General features: G+C 70.8%; 11 protein-coding genes, 1 rRNA gene and 1 pseudogene. 5 read left to right on the forward strand and 8 right to left on the reverse strand.

Going from position 1 to position 13,653, the window contains the following annotated elements; all coding sequences use genetic code 11:
• Positions 1–25 precede the first annotated feature (25 nt).
• A complete protein-coding gene (locus CCN37_RS16500) occupies positions 26–1,216 on the reverse strand; it encodes an alpha/beta fold hydrolase (protein WP_086821668.1) in 1,191 nt (396 codons plus the stop codon).
• 126 nt (positions 1,217–1,342) lie between these two features.
• Between CCN37_RS16500 and CCN37_RS16505 the strand changes: the two genes are divergently transcribed.
• Positions 1,343–1,969 carry a TetR/AcrR family transcriptional regulator gene (locus CCN37_RS16505; protein ID WP_086821669.1) on the forward strand — a complete coding sequence of 209 codons (627 nt, stop codon included), beginning with the start codon at positions 1,343–1,345 and terminating at the stop codon, positions 1,967–1,969.
• 52 nt (positions 1,970–2,021) lie between these two features.
• Here CCN37_RS16505 and CCN37_RS16510 read toward each other — a convergent pair whose 3' ends face one another.
• Both CCN37_RS16510 and CCN37_RS16515 read right to left on the reverse strand, forming a co-directional pair.
• The gene (locus CCN37_RS16510; protein ID WP_086821670.1) at positions 2,022–3,260 is read right to left on the reverse strand and encodes an NAD(P)/FAD-dependent oxidoreductase; all 1,239 of its coding nucleotides are present in this window, start codon (positions 3,258–3,260) and stop codon (positions 2,022–2,024) included.
• Positions 3,257–3,736 carry a MarR family winged helix-turn-helix transcriptional regulator gene (locus tag CCN37_RS16515; protein WP_086821671.1) on the reverse strand — a complete coding sequence of 160 codons (480 nt, stop codon included), beginning with the start codon at positions 3,734–3,736 and terminating at the stop codon, positions 3,257–3,259. The genes CCN37_RS16510 and CCN37_RS16515 overlap by 4 nt, the downstream gene beginning before the upstream one ends.
• Positions 3,737–3,805: 69 nt before the next feature.
• On the opposite strand from CCN37_RS16515, the gene CCN37_RS16520 reads away from it, so the two are divergent.
• Positions 3,806–5,158 carry an FAD-binding oxidoreductase gene (locus CCN37_RS16520; RefSeq protein WP_086821672.1) on the forward strand — a complete coding sequence of 451 codons (1,353 nt, stop codon included), beginning with the start codon at positions 3,806–3,808 and terminating at the stop codon, positions 5,156–5,158.
• Here the strand turns inward: CCN37_RS16520 and CCN37_RS16525 are convergent.
• The 4 genes and pseudogenes from CCN37_RS16525 to CCN37_RS16540 all read right to left on the reverse strand — a co-directional run bounded on the left by CCN37_RS16525 (position 5,155) and on the right by CCN37_RS16540 (position 9,956).
• Positions 5,155–6,732 carry an ABC transporter permease gene (locus tag CCN37_RS16525; RefSeq protein WP_086821673.1) on the reverse strand — a complete coding sequence of 526 codons (1,578 nt, stop codon included), beginning with the start codon at positions 6,730–6,732 and terminating at the stop codon, positions 5,155–5,157. The genes CCN37_RS16520 and CCN37_RS16525 overlap by 4 nt on opposite strands.
• Positions 6,729–7,611 (reverse strand): annotated as a pseudogene (locus CCN37_RS16530) (ATP-binding cassette domain-containing protein). Before CCN37_RS16530 ends, CCN37_RS16525 begins: the two are co-directional and overlap by 4 nt.
• A gap of 11 nt (positions 7,612–7,622) precedes the next feature.
• Positions 7,623–8,258, reverse strand: a complete 636-nt coding sequence (locus CCN37_RS42175) for a TetR/AcrR family transcriptional regulator (protein ID WP_305764712.1) — start codon at positions 8,256–8,258, stop codon at positions 7,623–7,625.
• A 78-nt stretch (positions 8,259–8,336) separates the two neighbouring features.
• Positions 8,337–9,956 carry a CdaR family transcriptional regulator gene (locus CCN37_RS16540; RefSeq protein WP_086821675.1) on the reverse strand — a complete coding sequence of 540 codons (1,620 nt, stop codon included), beginning with the start codon at positions 9,954–9,956 and terminating at the stop codon, positions 8,337–8,339.
• A gap of 123 nt (positions 9,957–10,079) precedes the next feature.
• On the opposite strand from CCN37_RS16540, the gene pruA reads away from it, so the two are divergent.
• The 3 genes from pruA (at position 10,080) to CCN37_RS16555 (ending at position 13,433) form a co-directional block, all read left to right on the forward strand.
• On the forward strand, positions 10,080–11,705 hold the full coding sequence (gene pruA, locus CCN37_RS16545) for an L-glutamate gamma-semialdehyde dehydrogenase (RefSeq protein WP_086821676.1): 1,626 nt from the start codon (positions 10,080–10,082) through the stop codon (positions 11,703–11,705).
• A gap of 8 nt (positions 11,706–11,713) precedes the next feature.
• Positions 11,714–12,643, forward strand: a complete 930-nt coding sequence (locus tag CCN37_RS16550) for a proline dehydrogenase family protein (protein WP_086821677.1) — start codon at positions 11,714–11,716, stop codon at positions 12,641–12,643.
• A gap of 175 nt (positions 12,644–12,818) precedes the next feature.
• Complete coding sequence (locus tag CCN37_RS16555) at positions 12,819–13,433, forward strand: TetR/AcrR family transcriptional regulator (protein ID WP_246843087.1); 615 nt, start codon at positions 12,819–12,821, stop codon at positions 13,431–13,433.
• A 61-nt stretch (positions 13,434–13,494) separates the two neighbouring features.
• Here the strand turns inward: CCN37_RS16555 and rrf are convergent.
• Positions 13,495–13,611 (reverse strand): 5S ribosomal RNA (rrf, locus tag CCN37_RS16560).
• Positions 13,612–13,653: the final 42 nt, after the last annotated feature.

Genomic DNA, 13,653 nt, shown 5'->3' on the forward strand with positions numbered 1-13,653 from the left:
GGGTCGTTCAGGGCTTAAGCGGCGGTCAGCAGGAGGTGGTGGCGGGGCGGCCGGCGAAGCGTGCGGAGAGCCACTCCATGGCCAGGGGTGTCGCGACCACGTCGCCGGTGATGTGGCCCGCCAACGGGATCGTGCGCCACTGCACCCGCGCGCCGAGCGAGCAGTAGGAGTTCAGCAGCGGCTTGGCGATGTGGTGCGGGATCAGCGGATCGACGTCGCCGTGCACCAGGTAGACGGGCGCGCGCGGTGCCTTCTGCCCGGCGCGGTTCTCCGCGAGGCGCGCCTGCCACTGCGGGTCGGCCAGCGGATCGGGCACTGACGCGATCGTGGCGAAGCTCTGGAAAGCGTTGCGCGGCACCATTACGGCGACGCAGTCCTTGCTGGTCTCCTCCACGAGGCGACGGCCGTGGGCGTTGAGCAGCGTCTCGTAGGGCAGCTCGGGGTAGGCCGCCTTGTAGCCCGCCATCACCCCGACCGCGAGGCCGAAGAACGGTCCTCCGTTCATCACCGGCGCGAGCTCGGCGAGATCGCGCGGCACCCCACCCGCGGCCACGCCGACGACGTTCAACTCCGGCGCGTAGCTCGGGTGCAGCTCCCCCGCGAACGCCGAGGCCTGGCCGCCCTGCGAGAAACCCCAGAGCCCGACCGGGCCGGAGCCGATGATGCGCTGCGCGGCGCGGGCGGCGTCGAGCACGCTGCGGCCCTCGGCCTGGCCGACCGCGTAGGTGTGCACGCCGGGTGTGCCGAGGCCCTGGTAGTCGGTGATCACCACGGCCCAGCCCTTGAGCAGCGGCTGGGCGATCAGCGCGACCTCGTTCTCGATGCCCGTGCGGATCGTGAAGGACGGCGCGCAGACGTCGCCGAGCCCGTGCGTGCCCACGGCGTAGGACAGCAGCGGGCGCGGCCCGGCGAGCCACGGCGTCGGCGGGACGAGCAGGGTGCCGGACACCGCGATGGGCTGCACGGTCGCGGAGGTGGAGCGGTAGAGGATCTGCCACGCCTGCACCGGCGCAGGCAGCAGCGCGAATTTCGCGACAATCTTTCTGGAGCGGATGATCTCGCCGGGCTTTCCGGCGGGAAGCGGCTCCGGCGGCTGGTAGAAGGGGTCGGCCGAGGGGATCGGGACCGGCCCGGCCGAGGCGGTGACCGGCGCGGCGAACAGGGCCAACAGCAGGGTGAGGACGGCGGCGACGCGCGAGCGGGACAGCGGAGACATCGACGGCTCCTTTGCTTGCTACCCGACTTTGATAAGCAGGATTTTCACAAAGTAACCGTGAAATGCGACTCTGACAATCCCCCTGACCACTAAGCTGGTGATCACCGAGACAGCAGGAGGACCGACATGGCCCGCTCGACCCGCACCTACCGGGGCGTGCCCGCCGAGCAGCGCAGGGCCGAGCGCCGCGGCAGGCTGCTCGACGCCGCGCTGGAGCGCTTCACCGCCGACGGCTACCACGCCAGCCGGATCGAGCGGATCTGCACCGACGCCGGGGTGTCCACGCGCAACTTCTACGAGGAGTTCCCGACGAAGCAGGCGCTGCTGCTCACCCTGCACGACCGGATCAACGAGGCGGCGCTGGACCGCGTCGCGACCGCGCTGGAGGAGCTGGACGGCCAGGACGTGCCGAGCCGGATCTCCACCCTGCTCGGTGCCTTCATGGGCAGCGTGACCGCCGACCCCCGCCTGCCCAGGCTCAACTACGTGGAGGCCGTCGGCGTCAGCCCGGAGCTGGAGCGCCAGCACCAGGAGTGGGTGGCCCGCTGGGCCGCGCTGATCGAGGACGAGGCCGCGCACGCCGCCTCGGTCGGCCACGCGCCGGAGCGGGACTACCGGCTGATCTCCATCGCCCTGGTCGGCGTGGTCACCGGCCTCCTGCGCGAATGGCAGGCACACGACACCCTGCGCCCCGTCGAGGAGATCACCGACGCGATCCGCCACGTCATGGTCGCCGCCATCACCGCCCCCTAGCGCGAGAAAATGGATTCGTTGATCTTCGGGGTGCTGGCGGGCGGGCGGCGCACTAGGTGCCGATGGTGGAGAAGGCGCGGCGTTTGAGGGAGGGGACGGCGTCCATCACGCGGAAGGCGGCGCGTCCGGCCATGCGCGCGAGCCTGCTGTCGCCGACGGACTGCCGGGCGGTGCTGAGCGAGGCGCGCACGGCCGCGAAGCCGTAGTCGATCATCGCCTCCTCGTACTCCGCGATGCGGGACAGCAGCGGGCGCTCGGGCTCGATCAGCTTGCGGCACAACAGTTGCGCGTCGCGGAGCGCGATGTTGGCGCCGATCCCCCGGAACGGCGTCATGCTGTGGATGGCGTCGCCGAGGACGGTGACGTTGCTGGTCTCCCACTTCGGCACGGGCACCGACGTGCGGATCGGCAAGCGCGTCGTGCTGTCCACATCGGACAGTGCGACCAGCGCGCGCAGCTGAGGCGCCCAGCCAACCGTCAACTTCAGCACGAGGTCGTGGAGTCCCGCCGCCTCAAGGGAATCCACGTCCGCGCCATAGTGCTCGCGCTTGGCGGAGAACGACCAGAACAGGTACGGCGCGGTGTTGTCGAAGAGCGCGTCCGGGTCGTCGCGGTCGTTGACGCCGCCGTCGAACTCGTGCGGCGCGATGAACAACCCGCAGCTCTTCGGTGGGAGCACGCTCTTCGGACCGCTGAGCAGCGCGGGCGGCAGGAGCTCGCGGTTGCGCTCGGTCAGCATGTACTTGCCCGCGATCGACACGATGCCGGTGTCCTCGCGGCGCGCGTGCGGGAGGTACTGCGCGCACACCTTGGAGCCCGCGCCGTCCGCTCCGACGAGCACGTCCCCGGTCGCCGACGTCCCGTCCTCGAAGTGCGCGGTGACGCGACCGTCCGGCGCGTGCGAGTAGCGGGTGAACCTCTTGTCGAACCGCACGACGTCGTCCATGTCGGACAACAGGATCTGCCGCAGCGTGATTCGGCTGATGCCGAGGTGCCCGCTGCCGATGATGTCCTTGTCCAAGTGCAGCAAGCGTTTCATCCGCTCGGTGATGAAGGTGAACTGGTCGCCACCGCGCCCTCCGCTCGCCTGCACGCGCGCGAGCAGCTCCGCGGGCAGGCATTCGGCGAGCGCTGCGATTCCGTGCGGGTTGAGGTGAATCCTGAAGCCCTGCAAGCGGTCGGAGCGTTGCCGGTCCCGTTCGAAGACGCGCACGCCCACTCCGGCTCCGCGCAATCCGTGCGCGAGCGCCAGCCCGCCGATCCCGCCGCCGACAACGATCACCTCGGTCATGTCTCACGCCACCCGAATCGACGTTTGGCGCGGTACGCGCGCTGGTGGTCGGTCCCCTTCTCCGCCCAGTCGGCGAGCAGGCGCTCCAGCAGCCCGGTGAGCGCGCGGACGTCCTCGCCCGACCAGTCGGCGACCACCGCGCCGAAGACGTCAACGCCCGCCTGGACGAACTGGCGGACCTGCTCGCGCCCGGCATCGGTCACCTCGACCAGCGAGGCCCTGCGGTCGCTGGGATCGGTGGTCACCGCGAGGAACCCCAGCTCGGCGAGCACCTGCACGTGCCGGGTCACCGAGGACGGCAGCACGTCCAGTGCCTCGGCGATCTCGCCGGGACGGACCTTGCCGCGCTCGGCCGCGACCCGCAGCACACCCACGCGGACCGGGTCGTGGACCCGCGAGGTACCCCGGCGCAGGGACTCACCGAAGCGCTCCACGGTGGCCACCAGCGTCGCGACGTCAGAATTGCTTGCTTGCATGAAACAAAAGGTAAAACAGTTGTTTCACCGAAGCAAGCAACGGCCGTCCCTAGACTCGGCGAGGTGGCAGTGACCGAGATCCAGACTGAGACCCGCACGCTCACCGGTTGGGGCCGCACGGCTCCGACGACCGCCAAGGTGGTGAGCACCGGAGACGTCGACGAGATCGCCCGCGCGGTGCGCACGGCCGGACAGCGCGGGGTGATCGCGCGCGGTCTCGGCCGCAGCTACGGCGACTCCTCGCAGAACGCGGGCGGCCTGGTGATCGACATGACCGCGCTCGACAAGATCCACGCGATCAACGTGGACGAGGGCCTCGTCGAGGTGGACTCCGGCGTCAGCCTGGACACCCTGGTGCGCCGCCTGCTGCCGTACGGGCTGTGGGTGCCCGTGCTGCCCGGGACCCGTCAGGTCACCGTCGGCGGCGCGATCGCGGCGGACGTGCACGGCGGCAACCACCACACGCAGGGCAGCTTCTGCAACCACGTGCTGTCGATGGACATGGTGACCGCCAACGGCGAGCTCCAGCGCGTGACCCAGGATGACGAGCTCTTCTGGGCGACCGCGGGCGGCATGGGCCTGACCGGTGTCGTGCTGCGCGCCACGATCCGCCTCAAGCGCGTGGAGACCTCCTACTTCCTGGCCGACGTCGAGCAGACCGACAACTTCGACCAGCTGCTGGAGCGCTTGCAGGACAACGACGACCAGTACACCTACTCCAAGTCCTGGTTCGACTCGCTGACCACCGGCGAGCGCATGGGCCGGGGCACGCTGCTGCGCGGCTGGCCGGCGAAGCTGGAGGACCTGCCGAAGAAGCTGCGCAAGGACCCGCTGAAGTTCGACGCGCCGCAGCTGCTGACCGTGCCGGACATCTTCCCCAACTGGTGCCTCAACAAGCTCACCGCGAAGATCATCAACGAGGCGTACTACCGGATGGGCGCCACCCGCTTCGGCGCGGTGCAGAACATCACCCAGTTCTTCCACCCGCTCGACCTGGTCGGCGAGTGGAACCGCGGCTACGGCAGCAACGGCTTCCTGCAGTACCAGTTCGTGGTCCCGTTCGGCCAGGAGCCGTTCCTGCGCACGGTGATGGAGAAGATCTCCTCCTCCGGCCACATCTCGTGCCTGAACGTGCTCAAGCGCTTCGGCGCGGGCAACTCCGGCCACATCTCCTTCCCCGAGCCGGGCTGGACCCTCGCGATGGACCTGCCGATCAAGCCGGGTCTGCACCAGCTCTGCGACGAGATGGACGAGATGGTGCTGGCGGCCGGCGGGCGGCTGTACCTGGCCAAGGAGTCGCGCACCCGCGCCGAGACGATCGAGCGGATGTACCCGCGCATCGACGAGTGGCGCAAGGTCCGCGCTGCCGTTGACCCCGAGGGCGTCTTCGCCTCCGACCAGTCGCGCCGCCTGGCCCTCTAGCCGAAGTCCCTGCGGCGCAGGGCGATCAGCCCGCCGCCGAGCAGCACGGCGGTGAGCGCGGCCAGCACCAGGGCTGGCCGCGGGTCGAAGGCGACCGCCGAGACCGTGTTCGGGATGTAGTGGAACGGCTCGAACGGAGTTCCACCCCAGACCCCGTACAGCGGTCCGACGACCTGGCCGAGGACCGCCGTCGCGATCCACGTGACCCACGAGATCACCACGGCGGCCCTCGGCAGCAGCCCGTAGGCGAACACGCAGACCGCGCCGACCAGCCAGGCGGCGGGCACCGTGCCGACCGCCCCGGCGAAGACCCGCCACGCGTCCGCCGGAGTGCCGACGAGCCAGGCGAAGAAGCCGCCGAACACCAGTCCGGCGATGGCGAGCAGTGCGGCCGTGCCCAGGCCCGCGACCACCAGGTGACCGGCCATCCAGCGCGCTCGCGTGGCGGGCGTGGCCTGGACGATCTCCGCCCGGCCGGAGCGCTCCTCCTCGCGCAGCCGCCGCACCATGAGCACCGGGTACAGCGCGACGACGTGCGCGAAGATCAGGATCAGCGGCCACAGCGCGGCGTCGACGGCCGTGCTCGTCCCGGCGCCGAAGGTCGCGACGAGCTGGACCGCCGCCGGGATCTCGGCGATCTGGTGCGCCAGGGTGCTCATGCCGCCCGCCGCGGCCGCGAAGATCGCAACGCCGACCGCCCACTTCGTCCACAGGCCCCTGGTCAGCCGCCAGGACAGGCTGATCGGCCCGCGCAGCTCCGGCGCTCCGGCCCGCCCCGGCCGCACCGGGATGAGCCCCGCGCCGAGGTCTCGCCGCGCTTGCAGCCGGTACGCGACCGCCGCCAGCACCACGGCCGCCGCGACCGAGATCGCCACGGCCCACCACCGGTTGTTCCGGTACGGCTCGACCAGGTGGCTCCAGCCGATCGGCGAGACGTACTTCATCCACAGCTGCCCGGTCGCGTCCCCCGCATAGCGCAGCACGTAGGCGGCGCCGAGCACCGACAGGCCCACAACCCTTGCGGTGCGGGCGTTTCCGGCGAGCTGCGCGGCCACCGCGCCAACCCCGGCGAACACCAGCCCCGCGACCGCGATGCCGCTGCCGTAGGCGATCGAGCCGACCGGTTCCAGGCCGATCAGGATCAGCGCGAGCGCCGTCGCGGCCCCGCTGGCCAAGCTGACCGCGCCCGCCACGAGCAGTGCGGCGGTGAGTCCGGCGTAGCGGCCGAGCACTCCGGCGCGCAGCAGCTCCGTCCGCCCGGACTCCTCGTCGGCGCGCGTGTGCCGGATGACGGCCATCAGCGCGGCGAGTCCGCTTGCCACGTAAAGGAATCCGCCGCTGCGCCACGACGAGAGCGCGCCGATGTCCGGCACCACCGTGCCGCCGCCGAGCGCGCGGAAGAAGGCGTTGCGGTTGAGGATCTCGACGTAGGTCGCCTTGAGCTCGGGCGTGCCCATGTTCCGGTTGATGTAGCTGACGAGGACCACGGCCATGACCGCGCTCAGCAAGATCCACCACGGCGCGCTGCCGCGTTCCCGCCGCAACGCCAACCGGATCAACCGCGCGGTGTTCACGCCGCCTCGCCGTAGTGCCGCAGGAACAGCTCCTCCAGCGTCGGCGGCTGACTCGTCAGCGCCCGCACACCCGCCCCCGAGAGCAGGCCGAGCACCGTGCCCAGCGCGGCCGTGTCGACCTGGCAGCTGAGCCGATCCCCTTCGACGGCAAGGCCGTGCACACCCTCCACAGTGGACAGATCAACCGGCCGGTCGAGTTCGGCGGTCACCGAGGTGCGCGTCAGGTGGCGCAGCTCGGCGAGCGTCCCGGAGTCGGCCGCGCGCCCGTCCCGGATGATCGTGACCCGGTCGCAGAGCGCTTCGACCTCCGACAGGATGTGGCTCGACAGCAGCACGGTCCGCCCGCGCTGTTCGGCGACCACCTCGCGGAACACCGCTTCCATCAACGGGTCCAGCCCCGAGGTCGGCTCGTCGAGGATGAGCAGTTCCACGTCCGAGGCCAGCGCCGCGACCAGGGCGACCTTCTGCCGGTTGCCCTTCGAGTACGCACGGCAGGCCGTGCGCGTGTCCAGCGCGAACCGCTCCACCAGCTCCGCGCGGCGCGCCTTGTCCACTCCGCCGCGAAGCCCGGTCAGCAGGTCGATCACCTCGCCGCCCGTCAGGTTCGGCCACAACGTCACATCACCCGGCACATACGCCAACCGCCGGTGCAACTCCGTCGAGTCCCGCCAAGGATCACCACCGAGCAAGCTCACCTCGCCCGCGTCCTTGCGCAGCAACCCCCAACAGCACCCGGATCGTCGTCGACTTGCCCGCGCCGTTCGGCCCGAGGAAACCGTGCACCTCACCGGTCCGCACCGTCAGGGCCAGCCCGTCCAGCGCCGTCGTGCGCCCGAACCGCTTGACGAGCCCCTGCACCGCTATCGCCGCTTCTGTCATGGCTGCTGCTGTCATGGTTGCTGCTTCCTAGGTCTCGTGGGCAGGCGCGCTCGCATCTCGGCGGCCTCGTCCGGGCTGAGCATCGGATGGGAGTGGAGGTCGAGCAGCACACGGGCCAGCAGGTCCTCGCCTTCCGGACTGAAGACGTCCGCCCCGAGCCCGCGCGAGACGTGTTCGTGCAGCACCGTCACCGCCAACGCCATCGCCGTGCTCACCGTGGCCCTCGCCTGCCGCGAGACCACCGGCCGATCCGCTCGCTCCCGGTCCGCGACCGCCAGCCAGTCCGCGCTCAGCCCGACGATCTTGTCGAACAACCGCTCCGCGCGCCCCTCCACCAGCGCCCGCCGGATGTAGTCCCGGTACGGCCCCAGTGCCGCCATCGAGACCGCGACGTAGTTGACCTCTCCCGGCGCCGCGTCCACCCGCACCCGGTCGTTGATCTCCTCGACCACGCGCGCCAGGTGCGCGTCGCACGCGTCCCGCAGCTCCTCCTTCGACCCGAAGTGGTGCCGCACCAGCCCCGACGACACCTCAGCCGTCGCCGCGATCCCCCGGATCGTCGCCCGGTCGAAACCGTGCTCCCCGAAGTGCCGCATCGCCGCGTCGCGAATCCGCGCCCTGGCCGTGAGGTCGCCTCGACTATCCACACGTGCAGCCTACTACACACGCGTGTAGCCACCGAGGCGTGTTCCGGCGCCAACCGAAACCAGGCGGAACGCTCTAGCTCAGTCCGGCCTCGATCCCGCCGGCGGATCTTCGGAAAGCTGCAACTGCACCGTCGTCACCAGGCGCTGACGGGGGTCCGCGAGGTCGATCCCCGTCAGCTCCACCGCCCGCCGCACCCGGTACCGCAGCGTGTTGGGGTGGATGTGCATCGCCGCCGCCGCGCCCGCCACGTCGCCGAACGCGTCGAGGTAGGCACGCAGGCTCTCCGTGAACCGGCTCCCGTGCTCACCGTCGTGCGCCGCCAACGCGTTCAGCCGAGGATCGCGGATGCCGGGGTGCTCGGCCATCACGTCGATCAGCTCGCTGTAGAGCACCTCCGAACGCATGTCCTCCAGCGTCGCCACCTCGACCTCCGGGTGGCGCACCGCCGCGGCCAGCACTCGCTCGGCCACCCGACGGGACTCCGCGATCTGTTGCGGCCCCAAGGAAACCGCGCCGATCGCCGCCTGCACCTGCCCCCTGCGCCGCGCGGCCGTCACGATCTCCCCGGTCAGCGCGAGCACGGTCTCGCGAGCACCGGACTCAGGCAGCTCCGGCAGCAGCACGTACACCCGCCCGCTGCTCGACGCCACCAGCGCGGCACGCCGATAAGCCGCCGCGTGCACCGAGATCAGGCTCGTCAGCTCGGTCAGCCGCAGCTCCCGCTCCGCACCGCGCGCCGCGAAGATCACCACGGTCGACGGCCGCCGGAGGTTAGCGCCGACCTGCTCGCCGACCGTTGCCGGGTCGACCCGCCCGTCCAGCAAGCCCCGCAACAGGTTCGCGCGCAACCGGACCTCGGCGGAGGACTCGTTGCGCTGGCGGATCAGGTGCAGCGCCGCCACCCTCGCCGCGCCGACGAGCGCCTGCTCCGCGCCCGGCGAGAACTCGCGGCCCGCGTGCTGCACCCAGATCGTGCCCAGGTACTGCGAGCCCGCGTGGATGCCCACCGCCAACCGCCGCCGAATCCCCAGATCGGCCCGCTCGTCCAAGTGCACGACGTCCTCGCCGGAGCGCAGCCGCTGGTAGACCCCCCAACCGCGCAGCATCGACAGGTACGACTCCGGCCCCTCGCGGCCGAGGATCGACAGCCGACGCAGCTCGTCCACCGCATCGTCGGAGCGCGAGTACGCGAGCACGCGATAGGCCGGGTCCTCGATGCTCACGATCCCGCCGGTCAGCTCCGCGATCGTCTGCGCCAACCCGAACAGGTCGCCGAGCACCTGCCCCTCACCCGCCGACGCCGCCACCCGCGCACTGCTGACCACCGCGCGCAGCAACGCTTCCAGCTGCTCCCACCGCACACCGGGCCGCACTCCGAGCAACGCCACCCCTGCCTCGCGCGCCACGTCCTGGAGCGCTTCGGCCGCGGTGTCCCGCTCGTCGACCTTGACCGCGACGGCGACAGCTCCGTGCCTGGCCGCCAAGCGCACCAGCGGCACCGCGGCCCGCCCGCGCGCGCCGATGAGCAGCGCCAGGTCGCCGGGCTGCACACCCGGCTCGTCGTCCGGATCGAGGATCACCACGTCCAGCACCTCGGCGTCGCGCGGCACCACCAGGGGCTCGACCAGCTCGTCGCCGAGGGTCAGCAGCAGCTGCCGGACGCCGGCACCGCGCGGCGCACCCACTTCGTCCGACACACCTAGCCCCTTTGTCCGATCGCACAAAGCCCAGGGGAGAACTCTAGCCAAACCGCCACAGAACGGCGGTTCGGCGGGACCTACCGTGCGGGGCACAGACCACGTGCTCAGCGAGGAGACTTCATGGACGCCGTGACCCAGGTTCCGCTTCCGGTCAACGAGCCGGTGCTCGACTACGCCCCGGGCAAGCCCGAGCGCGCCGAGCTGGAGCGGGAACTGGTCGCGCTGGCCAAGGAGCCGCACGAGCTGACCATGACCATCGGCGGCGAGCAGCGGATGGGCGGCGGCGACCGCGTCGACGTCGTGCAGCCGCACAACCACCGCGCCGTGCTGGGCACCACCGCCAACGCCACGACCGCCGACACCGCCGCCGCGATCGCCGCCGCGCGCGAGGCCGCCCCCGCGTGGCGGGCGCTGTCCTTCGACGACCGCGCCGCGATCCTGCTGCGCGCCGCGGACCTGCTCGCCGGGCCGTGGCGGCAGAAGCTCAACGCCGCCACCATGCTCGGCCAGTCCAAGACCGCGGTCCAGGCGGAGATCGACGCGGCCTGCGAGCTGATCGACTTCTGGCGCTTCAACGTGCACTTCGGCCGCCAGCTGCTCGCCGAGCAGCCGAAGAGCTCCCCCGGCGTGTGGAACCGCACCGACCACCGCCCGCTCGAGGGCTTCGTCTACGCGATCACGCCCTTCAACTTCACCGCCATCGCCGCGAACCTGCCGACCGCGCCCGCGCTGATGGGCAACGTCGTGCTGTGGAAGCCCTCCCCGACGCAGGCGCTGTCCGCGCACCTGACCATGCGCCTGCTCGAAGAGGCCGGCATGCCGCCCGGCGTGATCAACCTGGTCACCGGCGATGGCCTCGCGGTCTCCGAGGTCGCGCTCGCCGACCGCGACCTGGCGGGCATCCACTTCACCGGCTCCACCGCGACCTTCCAGCACCTGTGGTCCAGCGTGGGCGCCAACATCCGCAACTACCGCGCCTACCCGCGCCTGGTCGGTGAGACCGGCGGCAAGGACTTCATCCTCGCCCACCCCTCCGCCGACCCGGACGTGCTGCGCACCGCCATGGTCCGCGGTGCCTTCGAGTACCAGGGCCAGAAGTGCTCCGCGGCCTCGCGCGCCTACGTGCCGCGCTCGCTGTGGAAGGTCATCCGCGACGACTTCCTGGCCGAGGTCGAGTCGCTGACCGTCGGTGACGTCACCGACCTGTCGAACTTCATGGGCGCGGTGATCGACCGCCGCTCCTTCGACAAGCTCTCCGGCGTGCTCGACCGCGCCCGCTCGGACTCGGCGCTGGAGGTCGTCGCCGGTGGCACCGCCGACGACTCGCAGGGCTTCTTCGTGCGGCCGACCGTGCTGCTCGGCGAGAACCCCGAGCACGAGGTCTTCACCACCGAGTACTTCGGCCCGGTCCTCGCCGTGCACGTGTTCGAGGACGGCGACTTCGACGCGGTGCTCAAGCAGATGGAGAGCGCCGCGCCCTACGGCCTGACCGGGTCGATCATGGCCCGCGACCGCTACGCCGTCGCCAAGGCGACCGAGGAGCTGCGCTTCGCGGCGGGCAACTTCTACGTCAACGACAAGCCCACCGGCGCCGTCGTCGGCCAGCAGCCCTTCGGCGGCGGTCGCGCCTCCGGCACCAACGACAAGGCTGGCTCGGTGCACAACCTGCTCCGCTGGGTGAGCCCGCGCTCGATCAAGGAAACCTTCGTCGCCCCCACCGCCTCCCGCCACCCGCACCAGGGATAGGAGTCACCGTGCTGCGCTCCTCGCTGCTGTTCGCATCGCGTTCCCCGGCCGCTCGCACGCTGGTGGAGACGACCCCGCTGACGAAGCCGGTCGTTGACCGCTTCGTGGCGGGCTCCGCGGTGGACGACGCCATCCGGATCACCCGCGAGCTCGTCGACTCGGGCCGCTACGTCACCCTCGACCACCTCGGCGAGGACACGGTGCAGACCACCGACGCCGACGCCACGGTCGAGGCGTACCTGCGGCTGCTCGGCCTGCTCCAGGAGACCGGGCTGTCCGAGCGCGCCGAGGTGTCTGTGAAGCTCTCGGCGGTCGGTCAGTCGCTGCCGAAGAACGGGCACCGCATCGCGCTGGAGAACGCGCACAAGATTTGTTCGGCGGCCGGGGTCGTCGGCACGACCGTGACCCTCGACATGGAGGACCACACCACCACCGACTCCACGTTGGACATCCTCGCCGAGCTGCGGCTGGACTTCCCGTGGGTCGGCGCGGTGCTCCAGGCCTACCTCAAGCGGACCGAGGGCGACTGCCGCGACCTGGCGACCGCGGGTTCGCGCGTGCGGCTATGCAAGGGCGCGTACAAGGAGCCGGAGTCGGTCGCCTACCAGGACAAGCACGAGGTCGACCTGTCCTACGTGCGCTGCCTGAAGGCGTTGATGAACGGCAGCGGCTACCCGATGGTGGCCTCGCACGACCCGAGGCTGATCGAGATCGCCGGCGACCTGGCCGCCAGCGCCGGGCGCAGGCCGGGCGAGTTCGAGTACCAGATGCTCTACGGCATCCGCCCCACCGAGCAGCTGCGCCTGTCCGGCGAGGGGCACCGCATGCGCGTCTACGTCCCCTACGGCGACGAGTGGTACGGCTACTTCATGCGGCGGTTGGCCGAGCGCCCGGCCAACATCGCCTTCTTCCTGCGCTCCCTGCTGACGCGAGGGTGAGCGGGATCTGACCGGAGCGGCCCGCCCAACCCGGGGCGGGTCCTTCTCCGGACGACTGGTTTCATTCGACACTGAAGCCTTCGTCATCACGAAGTTCTGAGATCCGGCTCAGTCGACGTTGATCTCGCTCCGATACCCTGTCAGGCCTTCGCGCGCCCCAGGGAGGATCACCTTCGTGACCAGCGATTTCGCCGCCGCCGCGGTGGTGGGCCGGGTTCAGGTGGCCGAGCGCGCGGACGCGGCGCGCAACCGCAGGAAGATCGTGGACGCGGCCGGTTTGATCCTGGAGAGCCGTGGGGCCGCAGGCCTGTCGATGGACGAGGTCGCTCGGGTGGCCCGGGTCGGCGTGGGCACGGTGTACCGGCGGTTCGGTGATCTCTCCGGTTTGGCGCACGCGTTGCTGGCCGACCAGGAGCAGCGTTTCCAGGAGGCTCTGCTGTCCGGTCCCGCGCCGCTGGGGCCTGGTGCCTCGCCGAAGGAGCGGATCGCCGCGATGTTGTCGGCGTTGGTCGACCGCCTGGAGGAGAACTCGGAGCTGTTACTGGTCGCCGAGACCTCGGCTCCGTACGCCCGGTTCACCTGCCCCGCCTACGAGGTGCACCACGCGCACCTGGTGGCGTTGATCGCTGAAGCGTCGGCGGTCAGCGGGAGCGCGGTGGACGCGGAGTTCCTGGCGGACGCGCTGCTCGCGCCGTTGGCCACGAACCTGTACCTGCACCAGCGGAAGGTCCGGGGGTTGAGCGCCGAGCGCATCCGGCACGGTCTCGCCGCGCTGCTCGCTCCGCTCTGATTCCTGAGCCGGAAATGCCTGAAGGGGCCCCAGCATTCTGGGGCCCCTTCAGGGAATGATTGTTCGGCGGCGTCCTACTCTCCCACACCCTCACGAGTGCAGTACCATCGGCGCTGGAGGGCTTAGCTTCCGGGTTCGGAATGGGACCGGGCGTTTCCCCTCCGCCATAACCACCGAAACACTATGGAATTCACAACCACACACACAGAACCAGAACCCG

The organism is Allokutzneria sp. NRRL B-24872, from assembly GCF_002155965.1.
Taxonomy (GTDB): domain Bacteria; phylum Actinomycetota; class Actinomycetes; order Mycobacteriales; family Pseudonocardiaceae; genus Allokutzneria.

Excerpts from the sequence above, each read along its gene's own strand:
- CCN37_RS16500 (WP_086821668.1), bottom strand. The coding sequence starts at position 1,216 with ATGTCTCCGCTGTCCCGCTCGCGCGTCGCCGCCGTCCTCACCCTGCTG.
- CCN37_RS16515 (WP_086821671.1), bottom strand. The coding sequence starts at position 3,736 with ATGCAAGCAAGCAATTCTGACGTCGCGACGCTGGTGGCCACCGTGGAG.
- CCN37_RS16510 (WP_086821670.1), bottom strand. The coding sequence starts at position 3,260 with ATGACCGAGGTGATCGTTGTCGGCGGCGGGATCGGCGGGCTGGCGCTC.
- pruA (WP_086821676.1), top strand. The coding sequence starts at position 10,080 with ATGGACGCCGTGACCCAGGTTCCGCTTCCGGTCAACGAGCCGGTGCTC.
- CCN37_RS16505 (WP_086821669.1), top strand. The coding sequence starts at position 1,343 with ATGGCCCGCTCGACCCGCACCTACCGGGGCGTGCCCGCCGAGCAGCGC.